This window comes from Neomoorella carbonis (assembly GCF_045278715.1).
Lineage (GTDB): Bacteria > Bacillota > DSM-521 > Neomoorellales > Neomoorellaceae > Neomoorella > Neomoorella carbonis.
Window position 1 is genome coordinate 896,360 of record NZ_CP136420.1, and the last position, 23,652, is coordinate 920,011.

The following is a 23,652-nucleotide window of genomic DNA, read 5'->3' on the forward strand; positions in this document are numbered from 1 at the left end:
TTATGAAGGATTACCTGGTGCGGGCTACGGCGGGCGAGGGCCAGATCCTGGCCATAGCGGCGCAGACTACCCTGCTGGTGCAGGAAGCGAAGGACTTGCACAACACTTCGCCTACGGCGACGGCGGCCCTGGGCCGGGTGTTGACCGGGGCGGCCCTGATGGCGGCAACCCTCAAGGAAGGTCAGAGTATTACTGTACGCATCCTGGGTGACGGGCCCCTGGGCAGCATTGTGGCTGTGGCTCGCACGGGGACGGTGAAAGGCTATGTGGCGGAACCGGGGGTAGACCTGCCTTTGAGGCATGACGGCAAGCTGGACGTCGGCCGGGCGGTAGGCAGGGGAATGATGTATGTGGCTAAAGACCTGGGGTTGAAGGAGCCTTACAACGGCAGCGTGCCGCTTGTTTCCGGCGAGATCGGGGAGGACCTGGCCTACTATTTTACCGCCTCTGAACAAAAACCTTCTGCCGTCGGCTTAGGGGTTCTGGTAGAACCCGGCGGAAAGGTGGGGGCTGCCGGCGGTTATCTTTTGCAGCTTCTGCCGGGATCGGCCGAAGGAACAGCTGCAACCCTGGAAAAAAATATTGAGGCGGCAGGCCCGGTGAGCCGCCTCATCTCCCGGGGGCACACGCCGGAAGATATCCTGGCCCTGCTTTTGCAGGGCTTCGCCCTCAAAGTCCATGAGCGCCGGCCCTTGCACTACGCCTGCGATTGTTCCCGGGAGCGTTTGAAGGATATTCTCCTGGCTTTAGGGCCGGGAGAACTACAAAAGCTCCTGGAAGAACAGGGTGGTGCCGAGGCCCGGTGCGCCTTCTGCAGCCGGACATATCGTTTCAGCCGGGAGGAAGTGGCTGAACTTCTCGCTGCCCTTCCAGGGCAGGAAAATCATGACCCTCCGGAGCTTTAGCAGCTTAATTTACCGGCGAAGGGGAGTTATTTCCTGCCAACACGGGAAAAATAACAATATACTGGGAAGAACCTCCGGAGGTGCCAATGTGACTTCCTGGGGTTTGGCCCTTTCCTGTAATGCAACAGGATGGGGCCATTTTTAATACTTACCGTCTTAAGGGAGGCCGGCACGAGCTTGGGGGTAGACATTATCTACCAGGTATTTTAGAATCTTAGAATAACTGGTAGAGCGGTTGGAGCCCGCCATGCCTTAACTGTACAGGAGGATAAGCGTTGGTTAGACGAAACGGTGGTTCCAGGGAAATCTGGGGTATTGTTTTTGCGGCCCTGGCCGCGGTCGCCCTGGGAACAGAAGGGGTAGCAGCCAAGCTGGCCTATGCCGGCGGGGCTAATATGCTGACTACCCTGGCCCTCCGTTTTCTGTTCGCAGCTACATTTTTCTGGGGCAACCTGTTGCTTTTCCCTTCGAACTGGAGGGTAGACCAACGCACATTTTACCAGCTGATAGTCCTCTCCCTGGGAGGACAGGCTTTGACGGTGCTTCTACTTTTTTACGCCTTTCAGCATATCCCGGCAGCAGCAGCCATACTCTTTTTCTATATTTACCCGGCTATCGTAACCATCCTTGCCGCCGTCTTTTTACATGAACCCCTTACCAAGGCCAAGGGCGGGGCCCTTTTCCTGGCCTTTTTGGGCCTGAGCATAGTCCTGGGGATACCTGCAGGGGATTGGAAAGGAGGGGGGACGGCGGCCGCTCTTCTGGCCGCTCTGGCCAACGGCATTTTTATGGTAGGACAGACCCGCCTGTTGAAGCGCCTGGAACCCAAAATTTTTAACGCTTATGCCACTTTGACCATGGGCGTGGCATTTTTGTTTGTAGCGTTAATGACGGGGAATTTTAATCTTTCCTTTAATATCCAGGCACTTCTGGCCATTGCCGTGCTGGCCTTAATCACCACCGTCCTGGCCTATACGGCCATGGCTAAAGGGTTGACCTATTTAGGTGCATCGCGTGTAGCTATTATCTGTACCCTGGAACCGGTAGTTACCGCGGTCCTGGGTTTCCTGGTGCTGGGGGAAAAACTGCAGCCCGGCCAGATCCTGGGGGGGACCCTCATCCTGCTGGGAGTAACCTGGCAACAAGTCGCCGGGCAAGGGGCCGTTGCCCCGGATAATACTTAAGGTAGTCCCGGCGAATGAACTTTTTATTCCGCCGGCGTTACATAAACCGTCCGCTGGTGGTCGTAAATGACCATGCCGGGCCTGGCGCCGGCGGGTTTGCGGACGTTTTTCACCAGGGTGTAGTCGACCGGCACCCGGCTGGATTGGCCGGCGCGGCTGTAGCGGGCCGCCAGGCGGGCGGCCATTTCCAGGGTGGGGGCGGGCACTTCCCGGCCTCCGGTGCGGATGATCACATGGGAGCCGGGGATGTCCTTGGCATGGAGCCAGAGGTCGCTGGAAGCGGCATATTTTAAGGTCAGCCAGTCGTTCTGGCGATTATTTTTGCCGACCAGGATTTTAAAACCATCGGGTGAAGTAAATTCCAGGGGCCGGGAGGGCCGGGCGGCATCTTTTTTATCACCCTTTTTTCCCGGCTTTTCTTTTTCCTTTTCTTCCGGCAGATACCCTGCCTGACGCAGCTCCCGCCGGATTTCCGCCAGGTCGTCGAAAGTTGCGGCCATGCTCAAGGCCTGGGCGATGCTTTCCAGGTAAGCTATCTCGGCGCGGGTTTGTTCCAGCTGCTCTTTAGCCAGGCGGGCGGCATTTTTGGCCTTGTTGTAGCGGTGGAAATACATCTGGGCGTTTTCGGCCGGTGTCAGAGACGGGTCCAGCTCGATGGTTACCATTTCGCCCGCCGGATCATAGAAGTTGGGGGCCGTTAAAGTAGACTGCCCTTTTTCCAGACGGTAGATATTGGCAGTGATGATTTCCCCGGCCAGGCGGAATTTTTCCGCGCCGGCAGCCTCAGCCACCGTAGCCGCCTGCAGTCCTTCTTTTTTATAGCAGCGTTTCAATTCCCGATCGAGGATATGCTCCAGGCTGCGCCGGGCTCCTTCCATGAGCTGCCGTTCCCGCCGGGCCTGATAAAAACTGTCGCAGGCGGCCGAGGGGGTTGGGAAAGGCTGCCGGGGTAATCCCTCGTACTGGTGTAGTTCAAAGGCGGCAAAGGCCAGGGGCTGCCGTTCCTGTCCCATGACGACAACCGGTTGCCAGGCCTCAGGGCTGGCAGCTGCCATGATTTCCCGGAGGGCCTGGTAAATGCGGGCCAGTTCGTATTCGCCGCAGCCTTCCATGGTTGCCCCGGCCGGCAGGCCGGCGCGGCAGACGACTTCCCGGGCGGTTTCCGGCCCTAATCCTGCGAGTTTTTCCACCAGCAGGCGCTCCAGGGGTGTATTCCACTGCCCTTCCAGGATGAGACGGGTAAAGGCTTCGTCGTCGAGGCTGCGGGGATCGGCCTTAACCTGAGCCGGCGGCGGGACATAAGGGCGCCCGGGCAGGACTTCCCGGTGGCGGCTGACGGCGTGGGTGTAACGGCGGGCAGCGTCAATAATGTTGCCCTCGGGGTTAAGGAGAATAATGTTGGAGTGCTTGCCCATGATTTCAGTTACCAGTTGCCGCGTCGCCGGCCGGCCCAGTTCATCGGTCGTATGAAAATGGAATAACAGGACTCGCTCCAGGCCCGGCTGCTCGACGGCCGCCAGGGTTCCACCCTCCAGGTGCTTGCGCAGGACCATGCAGAAGAGGGGCGGGGTGACGGGATTGGTAAAGGCGGCCGCCGTTAGATGCACCCGCGCCTGGTCGGCCAGGCTGCAGAGGAGGAGTTTTTTGGTGTCGCGGCCTTTACGCAGGTGGAGAATGATGGTTTCTTTTTCAGGTTGAAAGATGCGGTCAACACGGCTGCCTATCAGTCCGGTTAATTCTTCCTTGATGGCAGCAAGGAAAAGACCATCAAAAGCCATTAAATCTCGCCCCTTCCTCCATAGTATAACATGCCCCCAGGTGACTGGAAACTCCCTGTCCGGCTGTTCTTTTCTTCCAGGGACAGGCATAGACTGATGGTGATTTCGGAAGAAAGAAGGGACGAGGGGAATGCAGTCACGTCTTTGGTACCAGATGAGTCCTGACGAAGCCTTGCAGGTTTTGCAGTCAGACGGCCAACGGGGCCTGGCAGGGGCGGAAGCACGTCGGCGCCTGGAGGAAGCCGGTCCCAACCAGCTAAAGGCCAAACCGAAGGTACCGCCTTATATAATCTTCCTGAACCAGTTTCAAGATTTCATGGTCCTGGTGTTACTTGCGGCTACTGCTGTTTCGGCCTTTCTTGGGGAAATAGCCGATGCTATAACCATTGTGGCCATTGTGGTTATCAATGCCATCCTGGGCTTTATCCAGGAATACCGGGCCGAACGTTCCCTGGAAGCTTTAAAAGAAATGGCGGCGCCGGAGGCCCGGGTGCGGCGGGATAATGAGGTGCGGCGGGTACCGGCACGGGAGGTCGTCCCCGGCGATATTTTGCTCCTGGAAAGCGGCGACCGGGTGGCGGCCGATGCCCTGCTCTTAAAAGCCGTTAACCTCCAGGCCGATGAGGCGGCCCTCACCGGCGAGTCGGTTCCGGTCCATAAAGTGCCCGGTCCTCTGCGAGGACCGGTAGCTGTCGGCGACCGGCGCAATATGGTCCACCAGGGGACGGTTATCACCAGCGGCCGCGGCGAGGCTGTAGTGGTAGCCACAGGAATGAACACGGAAGTAGGGAAAATTGCCGGCCTGCTCCAGGAAGTGGAAGATGAAGATACTCCTTTACAAAAGCGCCTGGCTGCCTTAGGCCGCTGGCTGGTGCTGGCCTGCCTGGCTATCTGCGCTGCTGTGGTTAGCATCGGCACCTTCCGGGGCGAAGAACTGTATAATATGTTCCTGGCCGGCGTAAGTCTAGCCGTGGCAGCCATCCCCGAAGGCCTGCCCGCCATTGTCACCGTATGCCTGGCCCTGGGGGTACAGAAGATGGTGCAGCGCCAGGCCATCATTCGCAAGCTGCCGGCCGTAGAGACCCTGGGATGTGTTACGGTGATTTGCTCGGACAAGACCGGGACCCTCACCCAGAACCAGATGACCGTGCGCCGGGTCTGGGCCGGCGGCAGGAGCCTAATGGTGAGCGGGACTGGATATATTCCCCAGGGTGAATACCTGGACCGGGGCCGGCGGGTGACCGTGGCAGGCGACCTTAAAATGCTGCTCAGCATTGCCGCCCTGTGCAACAACGCCGTCCTGCAGAAGGCCGGCCTGACCATTGGCGGCTGGCTGCGCCGGGACGGCGGCCGGGAGAAAGCCGGTGAGGGACCAAAGAACCGCAACGGCGGCAGCTGGAGTATCAGCGGCGATCCTACGGAAGGCGCCCTGCTGGTGGCAGCTGCCAAAGGTGGTCTCTGGCGGGAACGGTTGGAGCGCCAAGAGCCCCGGGTTGCCGAAATTCCCTTTGATTCCGGCCGCAAGCGCATGAGCGTTATCTGCCGGGCCGGCCGGGGCTTACGGGCTTATGTCAAAGGGGCCCCGGATGTGATCCTCGACCTCTGCGACCGGATCCTGGTGGACGGCAGGGTCCTGCCCCTGGATGCCGCCCGGCGCGAGCTTATCAGAGCCGAGAATGAGGCTATGGCCGGGCAGGCCCTGCGGGTCCTGGCCCTGGCTTACCGCGACCTGGAGGCGGGGGCGGAATTAAATGGAGAAACGGTAGAAAAGAACCTTATCCTGGTGGGCTTAATGGGTATGCTGGACCCGCCGCGGCCGGAAGCGGCAGCGGCCATCCGCGTCTGCCACCAGGCGGGAATTAAAGTGGTTATGATTACCGGCGACCACCAGGTAACGGCGCGGGCCGTGGCCAGGGAACTGGGACTGCCGGCAGGAGAAGGTCAGGTTTTAAACGGCCGGGAACTGGAAACGATGACCGATGCCGAGCTGGCCGGGGTGGCCCCGGAAATCAATGTTTACGCCCGGGTTTCGCCCCAGCACAAGCTGCGCATCGTCCGGGCTTTAAAGGCCGGCGGCCATATTGTGGCCATGACCGGGGACGGGGTCAATGATGCTCCGGCCATTAAAGAGGCCGATATCGGCATTGCCATGGGCCGCAGCGGCACCGACGTGGCCAGGGAAGCCGCCGCCATGGTCCTGGCCGACGATAATTTCGCCACTATTGTGGCCGCCGTGGAAGAGGGCCGCGGCATTTATGATAATATCCGTAAATTTATCCGCTACCTGTTATCCTGTAATATCGGGGAAGTATTTACCATGTTCGTGGCGGTTGTCAGCGGCCTGCCCCTGCCCCTCTTACCCATCCAGATTCTCTGGATGAACCTCGTTACCGACGGCCTGCCGGCCATGGCCCTGGGGGTGGACAACAAGGAGCCGGGCTTGATGCAGCGGCCGCCCCGACCGCCCGGAGAAAGTGTTTTCGCCCGTGGTTTGGGCAGGGGCATGGCCGTCCTGGGTCTCCAGATCGGCGTGGCCACCCTGGCCGTATTTATCCTGGGCCTGTACCTGGGCGATGGCGATTTGCTCACCGCCCGCACCCTGTCCTTTACCACCCTGGTCATGGCCCAGCTCTTCGCCGTCTTTGAATGCCGTTCCGAACACCTTTCCCCCTTTGCGGCAGGCTATTTTTCCAATCCTTACCTGGTGCTGGCCGTAGCCTGTTCAGCCGCCATGCAGCTCCTGGTACTTTACATACCCCTGCTCCAGGCCGTCTTTAAAACAGTACCTTTGAACTCCTTCCATTGGGGTATAGTTATCCTGGCAGCCGGATGGCGCACCATCCTCCAGGCCATATATTACTACCTGTTGGCCCCGGCCAGGCGCCTGGTGTGGCAGAGATAAAATAAAGGTGGTAAAAATTAAAGGGTAATGTTAAAATAAGAGCATCAAATGCCGTGAAAGATAAGGGTGATTGCCGTTGCATTTTGTCAAGATGCATGGCCTCGGGAATGATTTTGTCCTGGTAAACGCCCTGGAAGAAAAATTGCCGGGCGATTTAGCCGAACTTGCCCGGCGGATCTGCCATCGCCGTTTTGGTATTGGCGCCGATGGCCTTATCCTGGTATTGCCTTCATCCCGGGCGGACTTAAGGATGCGCATTTTTAATCCCGACGGCAGCGAGCCGGAGATGTGCGGCAATGGCATCCGCTGCTTTGCCCGCTATGCCTATGAAGCAGGGCTGGTCCGGGGACCGGAAATCCAGGTGGAAACCCTGGCCGGGAATATAAAGCCCCGCTTGATCCTCAAGGACGGTAAAGTAGCCGGCGTCCGGGTAGACATGGGCGAGCCCCGCCTGGAGCGGAGCCAGATTCCCATGGCCGGGGAAGGTTCCCCGGTGGTGGAAGAGCCGGTGCCGGTGGCCGGTACCACCTGGCGGGGAACCTGTTTGTCCATGGGCAATCCCCACTGCGTTTTTTTTGTAACGGATGTGGGGGAGGCCCCCGTGACTACGGTTGGACCGGCGGTAGAAAACCATCCCCTCTTTCCCCAGCGCACCAACGTCGAGTTCATTGAGGTGTTGAACAGGGGTGAGCTAAAAATGCGCGTCTGGGAGCGAGGGGCCGGGGAGACCATGGCCTGCGGTACCGGTGCCTGCGCCGCTGCCGTCGCCGGGGCCCTGACCGGCCGCAGCAACCGGGAAGTGACGGTCCACCTGGCTGCCGGCGACCTGCAGATCGAGTGGTCGAGGGAGAATAACCATGTTTATATGACCGGACCGGCGGTAGAAGTTTTCCGGGGTGATTTCCCCCTTTCTGAGGAATAAAACCACCGCAGCCGGTGGCAGGTAATATCGTTTAACGATGCGTAGCTTGAGCGGCGGGGAGCCCCCGCGCAAAAGGATGCTATTCTGGTAAGGAGGATAAAATTAATGCAAGAAGCAAGGCGTATCCGCGAGTTACCACCCTACTTATTTGCCCGCATTGAGAAAAAAATAGAAGAGGCCCGGGAACGGGGAGTTGATATCATCAGCCTGGGTATCGGCGATCCTGATATCCCCACCCCGGCCCATGTCATAGAAAAACTGGTGGAGCAGGCCCATAACCCTGAAAACCACCGCTATCCCACTTCGGTAGGCATGCTGTCTTTTCGCCAGGCCGTGGCCGATTGGTATCGTAAACTTTACAATGTGGACCTTGATCCCCGCCGGGAAGTAGTAACCCTCATCGGATCCAAAGAGGGTATCGCCCATATCTCCTTCTGCTATGTTGACCCCGGCGATATCAATCTGGTACCCGACCCCGGCTATCCCGTCTACCATATCGGCACCCTGCTGGCCGGCGGGGAATCCTACTTTATGCCCCTCACGGCAGCCAACGGCTTTTTGCCCGATCTCAGGGAGATTCCCAGCGATGTCGCCCGCCGGGCCAAGCTGATGTTTATCAATTACCCCAACAACCCTACCGGCGCCGTGGCTGACCTTAAATTTTTCCAGGAAGTTGTCGAGTTCGCCAAAAATTACGATCTCATTGTCTGCCACGATGCCGCTTACAGCGAAATTACCTACGACGGCTACCGCGCCCCTTCCTTCCTGCAGGCTCCCGGCGCTAAAGACGTCGGTATTGAATTTAACTCCGTATCCAAACCTTACAATATGACCGGCTGGCGCCTGGGCTGGGCCTGCGGCCGCGCTGATGTCATTGAAGCCCTGGGCCGGCTCAAGTCCAACATTGACTCCGGGGTCTTCCAGGCCGTCCAGTATGCCGGCATTGCCGCCCTGACGGGGACCCAGGAAGGTCTGGACGAGGTACGGCGTATTTACCAGGAGCGGCGGGACATCATTGTTGACGGTCTTAACTCCCTGGGCTGGCAGCTGGAGAAGCCCAAAGCTACTTTCTATGTCTGGGCGCCGGTACCCAGGGGCTATACTTCGGCCGAGTTTGCCGAGATGGTCCTGGAAAAAGCCGGCGTGATCATAACCCCGGGTAACGGCTATGGCAGTTATGGCGAAGGTTATTTCCGCATTGCTTTGACTATCAGCAAAGAACGCATGCAGGAAGCCATCGAACGCCTGCGGCGGGCTTTAGGTAAAGTAGAGTTTTAGAAGGAGCAGGCCATGCTGAACAGTATGACCGGTTACGGCCGGGGTGAAGCCAGGGGCGCCGGCAGGACGGTTACCGTAGAGATCCGGGCCGTAAACCAGCGTTTCCTGGATGTGGTAATCCGCCTGCCCCGCCTTTATACAGCCCTGGAAGAAAAGATACGCCAGGTTATTAAAAATAGCCTCAGCAGGGGCCGCGTCGAAGTAATGGTGAGCATCAGCGAAGAAAATGGTGAGAAACGGCCGCTAACCGTTGACATGGGCCTGGCGATGGCGTATTATAATGCCTTGAAGGAATTGGCGCAAAATCTGGCTATTCCGGCGGATATTACCGCCGAGAAGCTGTTAGCTATACCAGAGGTCGTTAAAGTTGCCGAACCGGAATGGGACGAGGCCACCCTCTGGCCGGTAGTAACCGGGGCTTTAGAAAAAGCCCTGGAGAACTTGCTGGCCATGCGGCGGGCCGAAGGGCAACGCCTGCAGGCCGATCTGGAAGAACGGGTGGCGTATGTGCGCCGGCAGGTGGAAGCCATCCGGGAACGGGCGCCGGAAGTACCCCGGGAATATGCCCGGCGTCTTAAAGAGCGGGTTGCCGAACTAAGCGGGGGCATAACCCTTGATCCCGGACGCCTGGAGATGGAGGTAGCCCTGCTGGCCGAAAAGGCCGATATCACCGAGGAAATCGTCCGCCTTTTAAGTCACCTGGAGCAGATGGCAACGGCCATGGCCGGTTCGGAACCGGCCGGGAGGCGGCTGGATTTTATCCTGCAGGAAATGTGGCGGGAAATAAATACTATCGGTTCCAAGGCCGGTGATCTGGCCATAAGCAACCTGGTAGTAGCGGTTAAGGGCGAGCTGGAAAAGATGCGCGAACAGGTCCAGAACGTGGAGTAGGTAAAGGAGGGGGAGTATGGACATCAAGTTAATTAATATTGGCTTTGGCAATATTGTTTCCGCCCGGCGCATAGTAGCCATTGTCAGTCCCGAGTCCGCACCCATAAAACGAATTATCCAGGAAGCCCGCGACCGCGGCATGTTAATTGATGCCACCTATGGCCGCCGGACCAGGGCGGTCATTATCACCGACAGCGAGCATATCATCCTGTCGGCAGTCCAGCCGGAAACGGTGGCCCATCGCCTTTCCTCCCGGGAACCTATTAATGCAAGTGATGAAGCGGAAGAGTAAGCTTGTATTTACCGGGAGGCCCGGATTTTTATAAAAAGTATAGTCGGCAGGTGTTTTTATCTTTTCAGGAGGAAGGAATATTGAAACAGCCATCCCTGGATAAACTGGAAAAGCGAGTTGGCAGCAAATACGCCCTGGCGGTCCTGGCCGCCAAGAGGGCGCGGTCGCTGACAGAAGGACAATTTGCCGATTTGTACCCCAAGGGGACCAAGCCGGTAACGGTAGCCCTCATGGAAATTGCTGAGGGCAAAATAAAATACGAATGGGGTAAAAAGAAAGCGTGAAGTTTTTAGAGGGGAAAACCATCCTTCTGGGAGTCTGCGGCGGCATTGCCGCCTACAAGGCAGCCGAGCTCTGCCGGCTTTTGGTTCAGGAAGGAGCTACCGTACGGGTGATTATGACGGCAGGGGCTAGGGAGTTTATCAGCCCCCTGACCTTCAGCACCCTGACGGGGCAACCGGCCCTGACGGCAATTTTCGGGGCCGGAAGCGAGGGCCCCTTGACCCATATTGATCTGGCCAACAAAGCGGATCTTTTTCTCGTCGCCCCGGCGACGGCCAACATCCTGGCCAAGCTGGCCGCCGGCCTGGCCGATGATCTTTTGAGTACAACGGCCCTGGCCGTGAACTGTCCCACCCTGGTGGCTCCGGCCATGAATGTCAATATGTATGCCAATGCCGCCGTGCAGGAAAACCTGGCAACATTAAAACGGCGCGGCTGGGGCATTATTGAACCCGAGGAAGGCTTCCTGGCCTGCGGTACCACGGGAAAAGGGCGACTGGCCAGTTTAGAGCGTATTGTCGCGGCCTGCCGGCGAGCCCTGGCGCCCCGTGATTACCAGGACCTGGCAGTACTGGTGACTGCCGGCGGTACCAGGGAACCCCTGGACCCGGTAAGGTACATAGGTAATTACAGTTCCGGTAAGATGGGCTATGCCCTGGCCCGGGCAGCCTGGGAGCGGGGTGCCAGGGTGACGCTGATCACTGCCAGCCCGCTGCCCCCACCGCCTGAGGTAGAAGTAGTGCGGGTGCAGACGGCGGACGAAATGCTGGCCGCCGTGGAGGAGCGTTTTAAGGGAGCCGATATAGTCCTCAAGGCCGCCGCGGTTGCCGATTTCCGGCCGGCGGCTCAAGCGGCGCAGAAGATCAAAAAAGGGTCTAAAAGGAAATTAACCCTTGAGCTGGAACCGACGGTCGATATCCTGTCTTCTTTAAGCAGGATGAAAGAAAGGCAAATCCTGGTCGGTTTTGCCGCGGAAACTGAGGACCTGCTGGCGAACGCCAGGCAAAAGCTCCAGGACAAGCAGTTAGATTTAATCGTAGCCAATGATGTTACCCGGCCCGGGGCAGGATTTGGCAGCGAAACAAATATTGTCACTCTGCTTTTTCCTGACGGTGGCAAACAAGAATTACCGCAGCTGCCCAAGATGGAAGTGGCCCACCGCATCCTTGATGCCGTCAAAACCCTGCCACGCTTTCAGGGAAGGAGAACAGGGCCGGAAAGGGAGGAATGAAGAAATGGCACGCAAGTTATTTACTTCCGAATCGGTAACAGAAGGGCATCCTGATAAAATAGCCGACCGTATTGCCGACGCCGTCCTGGATGCCATTTATGAAAAGGATCCCCTGGCCAGGGTGGCCTGTGAGTGCCTGGTCAGTACCGGCCTGGTCCTGGTGGCCGGGCAGATAACCACTGATTGCTATGTGGATATACCACGGGTGGCCCGGGAAACCATCCGCGAGATTGGCTACACCAGAGCGAAATTTGGCTTTGACTGCGATACCTGTGCCGTGATTACCTCCATTGATGAGCAGTCGCCGGATATTGCCATGGGCGTGAATGAAGCCTGGGAGAAAAAGGAGGGGGTGGCCAGGGATGAGCTGGAGACTCTTGGTGCCGGCGACCAGGGGATGATGTTTGGCTATGCTACCCTGGAGACACCGGAGTATATGCCCATGCCCATCGCCCTGGCCCATAAACTAACACGCCGGCTGGCTGAGGTGCGCAAAGAAAGGATCCTGCCCTATTTACGGCCGGACGGCAAGGCCCAGGTGACGGTGGAGTATGAAGACGGCCGGCCGGTAAGGGTGGATACGGTTGTTATTTCTACCCAGCACCGACCTGATATCGATATGGCCGCCTTAAGGGACGACGTCCTGGAAACCGTCATCAAACCGGTAATCCCGGCAGAGATGCTGGATAACCGGACGAGATACTTCATTAATCCCACGGGACGCTTTGTCATCGGCGGTCCCCAGGGCGATACGGGCCTTACCGGCCGCAAGATTATTGTCGATACCTACGGTGGCATGGCCCGCCACGGCGGCGGCGCCCTTTCCGGCAAGGATCCCACCAAGGTGGACCGCTCGGCTGCCTATGCCGCCCGCTATGTAGCCAAAAATGTGGTGGCAGCCGGACTGGCCGAACGCTGCGAGGTACAGGTGGCTTATGCCATCGGTGTGGCCCGGCCGGTATCCATCAGTGTGGAAACCTATGGAACAGGCAGGATCAGCGACGAGCGGCTGGTGGAATTGATCCAGTCTCACTTCGATCTGCGCCCTGGGGCCATTATCCGCGACCTGGATTTACGCCGGCCTATCTACAAGCAGGTATCAGTCTACGGCCACTTCGGCCGGCCTGATCTGGACCTGCCCTGGGAACGCCTGGACAAGGTAGAAGCCCTGCGGGAGGCTGCCGGGCTATAGCCACGGTCCCCGGCCTTGTTCACCGGGAGCAGGTCCGTCAATGCTTAAAAGGATAATCATTACTGCATTTTTGGTAGTTATTATAATTACAGGGTTGATGTACGGTTACATTGAGTGGTATGGGCGAAACTTAGAGGCCGGAAGTGCCGATGTGATCATCGTGCTGGGTGCCGCCGTTTGGCAGAATGGTCCCAGCCCGGCTTTGCTGGAACGGATTTCCCTGGCCGAAGATCTCTTTCACAGGGGATATGCGCCGGCGATAATAACGACGGGCGGTACCGGTACCTTGAATCCAACCCCCGAGGGTACCGCCGCCCGCTTAACCCTGATCGCCCGCGGCGTACCCCCTGAAGTAGTCCATGAAGAAGTTAAATCACGTAATACCAGAGAGAACCTCGACGAGGCCAGAAAAATCATGCTCAGGTACGGGTGGCAGAAAGCCATTATTGTCACCCACGATTACCACTTGCTGCGGGCAATCACCGAAGCCCGGCGGCTGGGCATAGAGGCTTCTGGCGCCGGGGTCCACAGGACGGCCATGTTTCGACCACCGCTTGTGTTGCGGGAGGTACTTGCAAATCTGGTAAGATTGATTGTCTGAGGAAGAAGCGCCTGTGCTGGTATCCGGCCGGAGAGCGTGTGTAAAAGGGATGCAGTATTGATTTCCCGGCTTGGCGGTGTTATAATATCACCTGTGATAAATGCTGATGTGGCTCAGTGGTAGAGCAGCGCACTCGTAATGCGCAGGTCGAGGGTTCGAATCCCTCCATCAGCTCCAAAAAAGTTAATAATGGTGCGGCTTTCAAGACGCGAAGCGGTGACTAAGTTGGAAGGAAATGGTTATTGGTCACCGTTTGGTCACGAGCCGTAAGGAGCGGACAGGGACATATCCTGTCCTATTTTTTTGCCAGCTTCCTTGGAGCAATTCGTCGAAACGGAGCATGGCCTTGCGTTCGACATTGGGCATTACATGGTTATAAACCCTGTTTGTAAAAGCTACGTCGCTGTGGCCCAAACGCTGGCTCACCATCTTTATGTCTTCACCGCGCTTTATAAGCAGGGTTGCTTGGGTGTGTCTTATGTCATGAAAGCGAATATCCGGTAGCCCTGCTTTTTTAAGGATTGGTTTAAAAGTACTTCAACGACGGATGGCGGCAGTGAATTTGTTCGCTTAGAGGTTTTAGTTTTCGGCGGAACGAATTGGAACTTCCCTTTTGCCGTTTCAAGCGTCCTCTGGACTGTCAAAAGTCCGTTCTGAAGGTCAATATCCTCCCACCGTAAGCCCACTGGTGAAGGGTCTGGTATAAGTTTCCGCCGTCAGTTTATTTCCTAATTTCTTCCTTAATTTTTGTTCTTACCCTTTCGCTAAAGCGGAACCCATTCTGTTCCAGGCTATCGAGGATTGGGTCAATAGCAGGCAATAACCCCTTTTTTACACCAAGCGCCACAACGCCTAAGGTACCCATAATCCTTAAGCCCGAGTTTCTGGCGATACGTCGGGCTTTTTTCTCATCAACTAAAAGATAATCCGCCTTAACTTCCTTGGCTAAAACGATGGCTTCCGCTTCTCCCCGATCAAGGTCGGTTCTAAGTAAGGAAACCGCCAGAGCGTTTTGTACTTGGAGGGTCTCGATCCAGGTAGCTTCTCTGATTTCTTTCACACCGGGAAGTTCAGTTCCCTGTAGTACCACTTCATTGTATACACCTTGAGGAATAATAATTCGTCCAAATACGGCATGCAGGAGGTTTACTTGCTTAATCCGGGCTAAAGCAATAAGTGGTGTCGAGTTAGAGACCACTTTCATTTTGCAAAAACTCCTTAACTGTCGCCAAGTCTTCCTCTAGCTCGTCGAGATCATAGTTGAGAGGAATGTTATGTGCGGCCAAGAAATCGAGGAATTCCTGTTTGGAAACGTTGGCCAGTTCCGCCGCTTTGCCAAGGGATAAACTCCCATCTGCGTAAAAGGTTGCCGCCAGCCTCTTCAAGGCCTCCATTTTTACCCGTTGAGCCGATTCCCGGCCTTTGATGAACAGTTCTTTTGGCAACTCGAGATCAATCCTTATAGTTTGGTCCGGCATTTTATCGCCTCCCGGTAATACCAACTTTAGTAAAATCATACCATAAGAGATATACGTCCTCAACTTTATGTTTATTATAATCCATCTGTGATATTGTCACCTTGAAAAAATCTGTAACAGAATCAATTCCCGATTTACGACTCGTATGCGGTTAAGATGCTCACATACCATTTGAATGAGAAGGGCAGGGAAGGGCTCTCGTATGAGCAGTTTGCGGCGGGTATTTCAGCGTTGAAGGATGCCCCGGATTTTCCCATGACCACCCGGGAACTCGACCGGTACCTGTGGTTGGCAGGCCAGTTGAGGGCATGGAAGGGCTTATTGCCCTGGAGAAGACCTTATACTGGAATTAATTCCGAATTTACTGGTACCAGAAAACCTTTTCGAATATGAGCCTAAGTTGGTAAAAGGAGTAGATTTAATTATATATGGTGTGGTAGTCTCATATGAGAGAAAATTATATTGATTTTACTTCACTAATTACTATTGCACTAAAGATAAACTTAGCTTGTTTTATTGTAGTATTGTAGGGGGGTATCTCATGCATAAATATAATAAACGACTATATTTGATATTAGTTTCTTTATTTATTTTTTTTAGTATACCTATTGTAACTAATGCAGCAACTGATACATTAACTACCCCTAAATTAGAACAAGTTTATGAGGCTCTACTAGAAACAAAGAACGACAAAATAATTATACTTAATAGCATAGTTAATTGGATTTTAGCTCTCGCAGCGATTTTTGTTACATTGTTAACATATGGATGGTCGTTGACTTATAAAAAATTAGAATTAAATAGGAAAAAGCTGGAGCAAAACATAAGGGCTTCTAATGACCTTATTACAAGTTTAATAAACAAAGAAGCTGAAATATCAAAAGCAGAGGAGAAAATCAATGAAATTTTAGCTACTGCAGATTTCAGGGAAAAAATGGCTATATATGAAAAAAACATTGAACTGATTCAAAGTAAAATAGAGGAACTTGAACAGTTTGCATCACGTATAGAAAAGATGCGATATACTAGAGAAAGGTATTTACAAATTAATAGATTTCTTGATTTTCTTCGTTTGTTAGGTAGCAAGAAAGGTCCATTTTTAGAACGAATGGACAAAACTGATTTAGATATTTTCAAAGAAATTGTTGAAAAAGAGAAGCAAGTTGATGACTTAACAACTGAAGAGATCAAATTACTTAATGAAAAGCTTAATGCAATATATATAAAATATCGTAAAGGGGATGATGATTATTCTTATATGATTTAGTATTTTAGTTTTGCTATTGACCTCAAATTGACAACATCTTGCTTTATACTTAATGATATTTAATAAAATAAAATATAACCCCCGAACGCTAGAGGACTTGATTTTATTAGATTAAATAGTCGTTATTGATACTGTTTAACTAAAGCTGAAATTAACCGGTATGGCCTCGTAATGCGCAGGTCGAGGGTTCGAATCCCTCCATCAGCTCCAGGAATATCAAGGTCTCCGAGGATTGCCCCGGAGGCCGTTTTCCTAATCGTTGCCCTTCTTTTTCATCCCACATTCCGCACCTTTGGATATAATTACCAATGTTTACTTGGAGCACTAAAAAATACTCCTACCCACCACCGCGGGGTGGGAAAAGGTAAATTTCCTTGCCGAAACCAGCAAGTTCAAGGGCTCTAATCACCTCCGACCCGTGATAGTTGATTAACGCCCGGTCCGAACCCTGTTTAACTACCAGGAGATAATCAAACATCTCCAGGAGTGCCCGTGCTGTAGGGTTAGTACTCTTACGTTTCCCCGGCAGGATTAAGGGGGACTCCTCTTGCTCCAGATTTTTTCTTACCCGATACTCCAGGTAAGCTGCCACCAGAAGGGCTAGCTGGAAAACAAACGACATGGCTTCTACCCGGTTCTTGTTCTTAAGGAAGATGGGCCCCAGGAGGACCGGCTGTTTTAAGAAACGGAACTGCCTCTCAACAGCGTTCTGTTCCTTATACTCCTTGAGCACCGCCCGGTCGGGGTAAGCTTTGGTATCCATGAGATTGGTAATGAGGACAAAGGTGGAAGCCAGGTCTTTTTCATGGGCCATTGCTTCCCGGTCTTCCTCTATTCTAATATGGGCATGGTAAACGACTGTGTTCTGGGGCTGCTCTCCTTTTTTGGGCCGCCCACGTCGGACGTAGCTGCTCGCTATTTCTTCATCAACTGTGCCCTTTAGGATGAAAGGTTGGTGGCGGTATTCCCTCAAGAAGAGTTCTATGGCTTTTTTGGCGTCGGCCTCACAGGCGAAAGGGCGCCGGGAAAGAGCTTGGGCGGCCTTTTCCAGAACTTCTCTTTGCTTGGCCCACTTTTTCAAGAGACTATTCTCTTTGCGTTTATCCAGGGTTGTGGAGTGGACCACGATTAAACGAAAGTCATGGCCGCCTATTTCCCGGACAAAGCTCTGGCTTTTATAGTAGGCAGCATCTTTCTTTGAACTCAGTTTTCCGATCTCCTGCCAGGTGCCGGTTCGGAAGGCTTCGGCCTTAATCTCTTCGTTAAGGCCGAAGTTCTCCGGTAACAGGGAGATAAACTGGAGGGCGGGTTTGTTATCTTCCTCCTGCATCAAAAGAGCCAGGTTATCCTTAGTTACCAGGGCGCAGTCCGCCACGAAAATGACCTCTTTAAGCTTTGCCGGGCTCAATGTTTGGACCAATTCTTCAATAACCTCAGGGTACCAGGATTTATCACTGGTATTGCCGCCCAGACTTTGACCCAAAATGGGTAACCCATCTTTGTTTACGGTCAAGCCGATGAGAAATTGTTTGAGGTTGGGGCGATGATCTTTGCTAAAACCGAAGGTGATGTCTAAATCTCCTTCGCCCTCATAGGCGCCATGCACGGATATAGAGGTGGTATCCACATGGATGCCTTCAATGGGCACGTTGTGGGTGGCGGCGGCAGTTAAAGCAATGCTGGAGAACAACTTCTTCAGCTGGCCGCTGGCGAAGAGTTTATCCAGGGCCCGGCCCAGGGCATCATCGTTAAAATCTTCAGGCCGGACCTGTTGCTCAGCTCCAAACAAAACCTCCAGGTCCTGGTTCTCATAAAAGCGCTCCACATGATAGAGGGCCTTCCGTTCCACCAGAAGATTAATGATTAGCGCCTTAATTCGGATGCCCGGAGAAAGATGACACTGAACCGGATCCCAGTCAACTACGGCATCTATGATTTCTGCTATCTTCAGGACGTCACACAGCCTGGCGATAAGAGCTGCAGGACCGGCCCGGAAGAAGCGCATATTATCGATTGCTACAGGCATCGAACATTCCTCCATAATTCTCTTAGAGGAATGATTCTATACTCAATTAGAAATTCCTGGTTAGAAGATTCTCTCTACTTTTATTTCCTTCTGCACCCTGTAAAAATTATTTTTGGGTTGCTCACAGGGTGCGGAAGATGGGTTTCATTACCCCGATCTTGCGGCCGGCAACTGTCGGCCCGGATCCCACCACATGTTCACATGCCTGAGTATTTGGTTTGTGTAACAAAACTTCTGCCGGGGTAAGCTTCATCTTAAGTCTTCGCAGCGGCAGGTTCTATTTGCCATGAAAAAAGGCTGTTGACCCACTATTTGTCAACAGCCTTTGGTGTGTTTGCAATGCTAAGTGATACCCATGGTCATGGTATTCAAGTTAGGGGTCCACTTGCACCGGTTCAATTTCAATAGCGCAAATACGTCCTACAGGAATTATGATTTTCCTCATGATCTGTTTATCAACGAGTTGACCACCGCTGAAAACCTTCATGAAGAGGCAATCGCCAGGAGCTGGAAGCAGAACTGCAAAATTAAAGACGAAAAATAATTTAGATCCGTTTATAACTTTTTTGCAACAATCTCCACACTCGAACTCAATGCCAATTTTTTTGTCGCCGTTGAGTTGCATTTCGTTGAGGGCGGTCTCCAGCCCTTCCAATGCTGGGTCCTTATCGGATGAACCATATTTAATCTTGTCAAAAATTGTGTTCAGCTCAGCATCTTGCGACATGGGGATCACTCCTCCTTTTATTCTTTGATAATATAATATGGCTTCATACGGAAAAGGTTCCATATTAAGCCAAATATGTTAAGCCGGGTGTGCCAGAAGCTGGGAACAGGTAATCAGAGTCATCCCTTACCAGGTCATCGAAGTTCGTAATGCACAGGTAAAACCGTGGGAGCAGGAAAAACATGGCCTGGTGCCGAACTAACCTTAAACAGAAAGGAAATTGGTTTAAGAGGCGATAGATTTGCAGGCTTCCCTACAGCGAGAGCTGGCAAGGATTGTCGGGAAGGACCGGGTGCAGGCGTCACCGGAAGACCTCCTTTGTTACTCTTACGATGGTACCTTTGTGACCTGCAGGCCGGATGTCGTGGTTAAACCGGACAGTACCGAACAGGTGGCCAGGGTCCTGGAATTTGCTTACCGGGAGGGGATCCCGGTCCACCCCCGCGGCGCCGGCACGGGCTTGAGCGGCGGGTCGGTGCCGCGGGGTGGGGGTATAGCCCTGGTAATGACGGCTATGAACACCATTTATGAGATTAATCCCGAGGACATGCTGGCCGTAGCAGGTCCGGGGGTAATTACCGCTGAACTGCACCGGGCGGTAGAAGATAGGGGGCTTTTCTATCCCCCGGATCCCGGCAGCGCAGAAGTTTGCACCCTGGGTGGCAACGTTGCCGAGTGCGCCGGGGGGCCCCGTGCCCTCAAGTATGGCGTCACCAGGGACTACATTCTGGGCCTGGAAGTGGTACTGGCCGACGGCCGGGTAATCCGTCCGGGTGGCCGGACCGTCAAAAACGTCACCGGCTATGACCTTTGCCGGTTGTTTGCCGGCTCGGAAGGGACCCTGGGAGTTATCACCAAAATTACCCTGCGCCTTATACCCAAGCCCCCGGCTGTCAAAACCATCCTGGCAGCCTTTAAAGACCTGGTGCAGACAGGTGAAGCAGTAAACGCTATCCTTGGCGCCGGGATAATTCCGAGGACCCTGGAGATTATGGACAGCATATCCATCGCCATTGTAGAACAGTTCAGCCCGTGCGGTTTACCCCGGGAAGCAGCAGCCGTGCTCCTTATCGAGACTGATGGAGACAGGGAGCAGGCTCAGAGGGACGCTGAAAAGGTGGTAGCGGTTCTAAAAGAAGTAGGAGCTGCCCAAATCAGATTGGCCGCCAATGCCCGGGAAGCAGGAGAATTATGGCGGGCGCGACGGGCTGTTTCCCCGGCCATAACCAGGATTAAACCCACCAAAATTGCTGAGGATGCCACTGTCCCCCGCAGCCAGGTGCCGGCTATGATCCGGAGGCTGGGACAAATTCGGGAAAAATACCAGATTGACCTGGTCATTTTTGGCCATGCCGGTGACGGCAACCTCCACCCCAACATAGCCTGCGACAGCAGGGATGCCGGAGAAATGCAGCGGGTGGAAAAGGCTATTGCCGAAATCTTCCAGGCCGCTTTAGAACTGGGGGGAACCCTTTCGGGAGAACACGGCATCGGCCTTCTCAAGGCACCTTTTCTTATGACAGAACTGGGAGAGTCCGGCTACCAGGTCATGCGGGATATTAAGAGGTCACTGGACCCGAAAAACATCTTGAACCCCCACAAGATTTTCTCCGGGTGACAGGTTCAGCGCCCGTTAAATCATGTTTTACCCGGACAACTGCAGGAGGTTTGAATGGGAGAAAGCCACGCTCTAAATCATCCATTCACCAACGGGGACAAATCTGCTATAATGTTTGCGGTGGATCAGTTAACCAGGAGGGGGTCGAGTTGGCGAATTTGCTGGTAGAAGTAGCCGTCAGCTCGGCCCCTGTTTACACCCGGCCTCCATGCTGGGCGAGGATGGAAAATAACGTTGGAACGCTAACCTACCAGGTGTCGCCGGAGCTGTCTTCCCAGGTAAAAGAAGGCTCCCTGGTCCTGGTTACGGTGGGCAAGCATCTGGCCACAGGAGTGGTAGTAGCCCTGCCTGATAAAGCGGACCGTACTACCAGGTTAAAGGCTATCAAGGCTGTCCTGGAAAGGGATTTTCTGCCGCCGGGGATGATAGAACTTGGCCGCTACCTGGCCGAGCGTTATTTCTGTCCCCTGGATGCGGCTATCAATGCCCTCCTGCCGCCGGCGACAGGCCGGCGCTTAGAGCGCCGGTGGTGCTGGCTACCAGCCCCGGGAGGCGAAACGGAAGAGGCGTTGAACCTGGCTAATTGCCTGCCCGCGCCGGCCGGAGCCGTGTCCGCCTACCTGGCCAGCCGCAGGGTAGCCGGGGAAGGCCAGTTACAGCAGTTTGGCCGCCGGCAGGAGCTTAGCAGAGCTTTAACCGCTTTAAAATCCCACGGCCTGATCCGGGAAGAGTGGTCCTGGCGCGGGGCACCCCGTGAGAGGAGGATCCGCTGGGTAGTACCCGGGGAAGGAGCGGCAGCGGCAATAGAAGCTCTGATAAAAAAAGCGCCGCGCCAGGCGGCCATCCTGAAGGACCTCCTCGACGGCGGCCCCCGGCCGGTTGCCAGCCTTGCTGCCGGCGGGGGATATGCCGCTCTCAAGCGCCTGGAAGAACAAGGTTTAATTGAAATTACCCCGTCACCACCCGGGGATAAGAAGGAGACATATCCTCAAATCAAACTTAATGCGGCTCAGGAAGAAGCCGCGGGGATTATCAATGCCGCCCTGGGACGGGGGGGAACATTTTTACTCCACGGTGTTACCGGTAGCGGCAAAACCGAGGTTTATTTGCGCTGTGCCGCAGGGGCCCTGGCAAAGGGTTACCAGGTCTTGTTCCTGGTTCCGGAACATTCCCTGATCCCCCAGATGGTGACCCGGATAAGGCAAAGGCTGGGGGAGAAGGTGGCCGTTGTTCACGGAGAACTGGCTGCCGGCGAAAGGGCAACCGTTTGGGAGCAGGCCCGCCGGGGGGAAATTCAGGTTGTCACCGGTAGCCGGTCGGCCCTTTTTACCCCCCTGCCGCGGCTGGGGCTCATCATCGTTGATGAAGAACACGCCGGCAGTTACAAGCAAGATACCGCGCCCCGCTATGACGCGCGCGAGGTCGCCATCAAGCGGGGGCAGTTGGAAGGAGCGGTGGTGGTTCTGGGGAGTGCCACCCCCAGTACTGAGATATTTTACCTGGCCCGGCAGGGGAAAATACAGTTGTTACAGCTTCCCCGGCGGGCGGGGAATGTAAGCCTGCCCCGGGTGGAAATAGTTGATTTGCGGGCCGAATTCCGGGCCGGCCATCAGGGTATTTTAAGCCGGCGGCTGGAGCAAGGGATAACTGCCGCCCTGGCAGCGGGACAGCAGGCCATTCTCTTTTTAAACCGCCGGGGCTATGCCCACCATATCCTTTGCCGCCACTGCGGCCACGTTCCTTTATGCAGGCACTGTGCCGTGGCCCTGACCTATCACCGGGACGGTACCCTGCGCTGCCATTATTGCGGCTACGTGGAAAAGGCGGGAGCCAGTTGCCCGGTATGCGGTGGTACCATGGTACGTTTAGGTTCCGGCACCCAGCGGGTGGAAGAAGAAGCGCGAGCTTTATGGCCCGGGGCCAGAATCTTACGGGCCGATGGGGATACTACAGCCAGAAAGGGCCAGTGGGAAAAGATTTACCGCACCTTTGCTGACGGCCAGGCCGATATCCTTATCGGTACGCAGACCATTACCAAAGGTATGGATTTTCCTGGTGTTACCCTGGTGGGTGTGGTTAACGCTGATTTATCCCTGTACCAGCCGGACTTTCGCGCTCGGGAACGTACCTTCCAGCTGTTAACCCAGGTAGCCGGCCGGGCTGGCCGCCGGACCGCCATAGGGGAAGTCATTATTCAAACTTATAATCCCCACGACCCGGCCATTACCCTGGCCGCGACCCAGGATTATCATAAGTTTTACGAACAGGAGATAGCTATGCGCCGCAGCTTAAACTATCCTCCCTTTATTAAATTGGTACGCCTGGGTTTTACCGGGCCGGACGAAGCCGTGGTTATTGAAACCGCCCATGAGGTGGCCGGATTAATTAACAGTAAAGGCGGCAAGATCCAGGTCCTGGGTCCGGCTCCGGGGTACCCGTCCCGGGTCAAGGATCATTACCGCTGGCAGCTGATGCTCAAGGTGCCCGGCTGGTCGCGTTATAAAGGCCGCCTGGCTGAAACCCTGGCGGCATACCGCAACCGCCATAATGTCCGTATAATCGTAGATGTAGGACCCATTAATCCCTGGTAAAAGGCAGGAGGCAAAGAGGTTGGCAATTCACCAGATTTTAATCCACCCTGATCCCATCTTGCGGGAAAAGTCGCAGGCGGTAAAAAAGATTACTCCTAATATCTGGAAACTCCTGGATGACCTGGCCGATACCATGTACGATGCTCCCGGGGTGGGCCTGGCGGCCCCCCAGATTGGGGTCTTAAAACGGGTTATTGTCGTTGATGTGGGGGAAGGGCTGATAGAGCTGATTAATCCGGAAATAATAGCGGCCAGGGGAAAGGATGTAGGCCCGGAAGGGTGTCTGAGCGTCCCCGGGTCCCAGGGGGAAGTACCACGGGCGGCCGCCGTAACCGTGCGGGGCCTCGACCGCCATGGCCGGGAGAGGGAAATCAAAGCGGAAGGCCTTCTGGCGCGTGCCCTGCAGCACGAGATTGACCACCTGGACGGAGTGCTTTTTATCGATAAAGTCGTGCGCTGGCTGGAAAATAATCCTGAGGAGCGATAA

At 54.8% G+C, this 23,652-nt stretch carries 21 protein-coding genes and 1 tRNA gene; 16 read left to right on the forward strand and 6 right to left on the reverse strand.

The window, feature by feature from the left end; genetic code table 11:
* Nucleotides 1–2 precede the first annotated feature (2 nt).
* On the forward strand, nucleotides 3–905 hold the full coding sequence (hslO, locus tag MCACP_RS04640; protein WP_406678214.1) for an Hsp33 family molecular chaperone HslO: 903 nt from the start codon (nucleotides 3–5) through the stop codon (nucleotides 903–905).
* 275 nt (nucleotides 906–1,180) lie between these two features.
* A complete protein-coding gene (locus MCACP_RS04645) occupies nucleotides 1,181–2,089 on the forward strand; it encodes a DMT family transporter (protein ID WP_406678215.1) in 909 nt (302 codons plus the stop codon).
* A 23-nt stretch (nucleotides 2,090–2,112) separates the two neighbouring features.
* Here MCACP_RS04645 and MCACP_RS04650 read toward each other — a convergent pair whose 3' ends face one another.
* A complete protein-coding gene (locus MCACP_RS04650) occupies nucleotides 2,113–3,867 on the reverse strand; it encodes an Rqc2 family fibronectin-binding protein (RefSeq protein ID WP_406678216.1) in 1,755 nt (584 codons plus the stop codon).
* A 130-nt stretch (nucleotides 3,868–3,997) separates the two neighbouring features.
* Here MCACP_RS04650 and MCACP_RS04655 point away from each other — a divergent pair, with 130 nt between their 5' ends.
* The 10 genes from MCACP_RS04655 (at nucleotide 3,998) to MCACP_RS04700 (ending at nucleotide 13,635) form a co-directional block, all read left to right on the forward strand.
* Nucleotides 3,998–6,769: a cation-translocating P-type ATPase gene (locus MCACP_RS04655; protein ID WP_406678217.1), complete on the forward strand. Its 2,772-nt coding sequence runs from the start codon at nucleotides 3,998–4,000 to the stop codon at nucleotides 6,767–6,769.
* 76 nt (nucleotides 6,770–6,845) lie between these two features.
* Nucleotides 6,846–7,691, forward strand: a complete 846-nt coding sequence (dapF, locus tag MCACP_RS04660) for a diaminopimelate epimerase (protein WP_406678218.1) — start codon at nucleotides 6,846–6,848, stop codon at nucleotides 7,689–7,691.
* Between the two features lie 105 nt (nucleotides 7,692–7,796).
* Nucleotides 7,797–8,969 (forward strand): LL-diaminopimelate aminotransferase, encoded by a 1,173-nt coding sequence (locus tag MCACP_RS04665; RefSeq protein WP_406678219.1) that lies wholly within the window; start codon nucleotides 7,797–7,799, stop codon nucleotides 8,967–8,969.
* A gap of 12 nt (nucleotides 8,970–8,981) precedes the next feature.
* Nucleotides 8,982–9,860, forward strand: coding sequence for a YicC/YloC family endoribonuclease (locus tag MCACP_RS04670; protein ID WP_406678220.1), 879 nt, complete (start codon nucleotides 8,982–8,984; stop codon nucleotides 9,858–9,860).
* Between the two features lie 16 nt (nucleotides 9,861–9,876).
* Nucleotides 9,877–10,152, forward strand: a complete 276-nt coding sequence (gene remA, locus MCACP_RS04675; RefSeq protein ID WP_406678221.1) for an extracellular matrix/biofilm regulator RemA — start codon at nucleotides 9,877–9,879, stop codon at nucleotides 10,150–10,152.
* An 80-nt stretch (nucleotides 10,153–10,232) separates the two neighbouring features.
* On the forward strand, nucleotides 10,233–10,436 hold the full coding sequence (gene rpoZ / locus MCACP_RS04680; protein WP_141264187.1) for a DNA-directed RNA polymerase subunit omega: 204 nt from the start codon (nucleotides 10,233–10,235) through the stop codon (nucleotides 10,434–10,436).
* The gene (gene coaBC / locus MCACP_RS04685) at nucleotides 10,433–11,665 is read left to right on the forward strand and encodes a bifunctional phosphopantothenoylcysteine decarboxylase/phosphopantothenate--cysteine ligase CoaBC (protein ID WP_406678223.1); all 1,233 of its coding nucleotides are present in this window, start codon (nucleotides 10,433–10,435) and stop codon (nucleotides 11,663–11,665) included. The genes rpoZ and coaBC overlap by 4 nt, the downstream gene beginning before the upstream one ends.
* 4 nt (nucleotides 11,666–11,669) lie before the next feature.
* Nucleotides 11,670–12,857: a methionine adenosyltransferase gene (metK, locus tag MCACP_RS04690; protein ID WP_406678224.1), complete on the forward strand. Its 1,188-nt coding sequence runs from the start codon at nucleotides 11,670–11,672 to the stop codon at nucleotides 12,855–12,857.
* A gap of 40 nt (nucleotides 12,858–12,897) precedes the next feature.
* The gene (locus tag MCACP_RS04695) at nucleotides 12,898–13,458 is read left to right on the forward strand and encodes a YdcF family protein (protein WP_406678225.1); all 561 of its coding nucleotides are present in this window, start codon (nucleotides 12,898–12,900) and stop codon (nucleotides 13,456–13,458) included.
* 102 nt (nucleotides 13,459–13,560) lie between these two features.
* Nucleotides 13,561–13,635: transfer RNA gene (locus MCACP_RS04700), tRNA-Thr, on the forward strand.
* 69 nt (nucleotides 13,636–13,704) lie between these two features.
* Here the strand turns inward: MCACP_RS04700 and MCACP_RS04705 are convergent.
* The 3 genes from MCACP_RS04705 to MCACP_RS04715 all read right to left on the reverse strand — a co-directional run bounded on the left by MCACP_RS04705 (nucleotide 13,705) and on the right by MCACP_RS04715 (nucleotide 14,936).
* The gene (locus MCACP_RS04705) at nucleotides 13,705–13,980 is read right to left on the reverse strand and encodes a tyrosine-type recombinase/integrase (RefSeq protein ID WP_406678681.1); all 276 of its coding nucleotides are present in this window, start codon (nucleotides 13,978–13,980) and stop codon (nucleotides 13,705–13,707) included.
* Nucleotides 13,981–14,179: 199 nt separating this feature from the next.
* Nucleotides 14,180–14,662, reverse strand: a complete 483-nt coding sequence (locus MCACP_RS04710; RefSeq protein ID WP_027357318.1) for a DUF3368 domain-containing protein — start codon at nucleotides 14,660–14,662, stop codon at nucleotides 14,180–14,182.
* A complete protein-coding gene (locus MCACP_RS04715) occupies nucleotides 14,646–14,936 on the reverse strand; it encodes a UPF0175 family protein (protein WP_013821654.1) in 291 nt (96 codons plus the stop codon). The genes MCACP_RS04710 and MCACP_RS04715 overlap by 17 nt, the downstream gene beginning before the upstream one ends.
* Nucleotides 14,937–15,477: 541 nt before the next feature.
* Here MCACP_RS04715 and MCACP_RS04720 point away from each other — a divergent pair.
* Nucleotides 15,478–16,203 (forward strand): coiled-coil domain-containing protein, encoded by a 726-nt coding sequence (locus MCACP_RS04720; protein ID WP_406678226.1) that lies wholly within the window; start codon nucleotides 15,478–15,480, stop codon nucleotides 16,201–16,203.
* A gap of 337 nt (nucleotides 16,204–16,540) precedes the next feature.
* Here MCACP_RS04720 and MCACP_RS04725 read toward each other — a convergent pair whose 3' ends face one another.
* Together MCACP_RS04725 and MCACP_RS04730 are read right to left on the reverse strand one after the other, a co-directional pair.
* Entirely contained in the window at nucleotides 16,541–18,229 is a 1,689-nt protein-coding gene (locus MCACP_RS04725) for an IS1634 family transposase (protein WP_406678227.1), read from the reverse strand.
* A gap of 373 nt (nucleotides 18,230–18,602) precedes the next feature.
* Nucleotides 18,603–18,956, reverse strand: coding sequence for a hypothetical protein (locus MCACP_RS04730; RefSeq protein ID WP_406678228.1), 354 nt, complete (start codon nucleotides 18,954–18,956; stop codon nucleotides 18,603–18,605).
* Nucleotides 18,957–19,197: 241 nt separating this feature from the next.
* Between MCACP_RS04730 and MCACP_RS04735 the strand changes: the two genes are divergently transcribed.
* The 3 genes from MCACP_RS04735 to def all read left to right on the forward strand — a co-directional run bounded on the left by MCACP_RS04735 (nucleotide 19,198) and on the right by def (nucleotide 23,652).
* Nucleotides 19,198–20,574: an FAD-binding oxidoreductase gene (locus tag MCACP_RS04735; protein ID WP_406678229.1), complete on the forward strand. Its 1,377-nt coding sequence runs from the start codon at nucleotides 19,198–19,200 to the stop codon at nucleotides 20,572–20,574.
* 149 nt (nucleotides 20,575–20,723) lie between these two features.
* A complete protein-coding gene (gene priA / locus MCACP_RS04740) occupies nucleotides 20,724–23,165 on the forward strand; it encodes a replication restart helicase PriA (protein WP_406678231.1) in 2,442 nt (813 codons plus the stop codon).
* A 19-nt stretch (nucleotides 23,166–23,184) separates the two neighbouring features.
* Entirely contained in the window at nucleotides 23,185–23,652 is a 468-nt protein-coding gene (def, locus tag MCACP_RS04745; protein ID WP_406678232.1) for a peptide deformylase, read from the forward strand.

Excerpts from the sequence above, each read along its gene's own strand:
- metK (WP_406678224.1), top strand. The coding sequence starts at position 11,670 with ATGGCACGCAAGTTATTTACTTCCGAATCGGTAACAGAAGGGCATCCT.
- MCACP_RS04695 (WP_406678225.1), top strand. The coding sequence starts at position 12,898 with ATGCTTAAAAGGATAATCATTACTGCATTTTTGGTAGTTATTATAATT.
- MCACP_RS04715 (WP_013821654.1), bottom strand. The coding sequence starts at position 14,936 with ATGCCGGACCAAACTATAAGGATTGATCTCGAGTTGCCAAAAGAACTG.
- MCACP_RS04650 (WP_406678216.1), bottom strand. The coding sequence starts at position 3,867 with ATGGCTTTTGATGGTCTTTTCCTTGCTGCCATCAAGGAAGAATTAACC.
- MCACP_RS04720 (WP_406678226.1), top strand. The coding sequence starts at position 15,478 with ATGCATAAATATAATAAACGACTATATTTGATATTAGTTTCTTTATTT.
- MCACP_RS04655 (WP_406678217.1), top strand. The coding sequence starts at position 3,998 with ATGCAGTCACGTCTTTGGTACCAGATGAGTCCTGACGAAGCCTTGCAG.
- MCACP_RS04725 (WP_406678227.1), bottom strand. The coding sequence starts at position 18,229 with ATGCCTGTAGCAATCGATAATATGCGCTTCTTCCGGGCCGGTCCTGCA.
- MCACP_RS04665 (WP_406678219.1), top strand. The coding sequence starts at position 7,797 with ATGCAAGAAGCAAGGCGTATCCGCGAGTTACCACCCTACTTATTTGCC.
- hslO (WP_406678214.1), top strand. The coding sequence starts at position 3 with ATGAAGGATTACCTGGTGCGGGCTACGGCGGGCGAGGGCCAGATCCTG.
- MCACP_RS04730 (WP_406678228.1), bottom strand. The coding sequence starts at position 18,956 with ATGTCGCAAGATGCTGAGCTGAACACAATTTTTGACAAGATTAAATAT.
- MCACP_RS04670 (WP_406678220.1), top strand. The coding sequence starts at position 8,982 with ATGCTGAACAGTATGACCGGTTACGGCCGGGGTGAAGCCAGGGGCGCC.
- MCACP_RS04710 (WP_027357318.1), bottom strand. The coding sequence starts at position 14,662 with ATGAAAGTGGTCTCTAACTCGACACCACTTATTGCTTTAGCCCGGATT.
- remA (WP_406678221.1), top strand. The coding sequence starts at position 9,877 with ATGGACATCAAGTTAATTAATATTGGCTTTGGCAATATTGTTTCCGCC.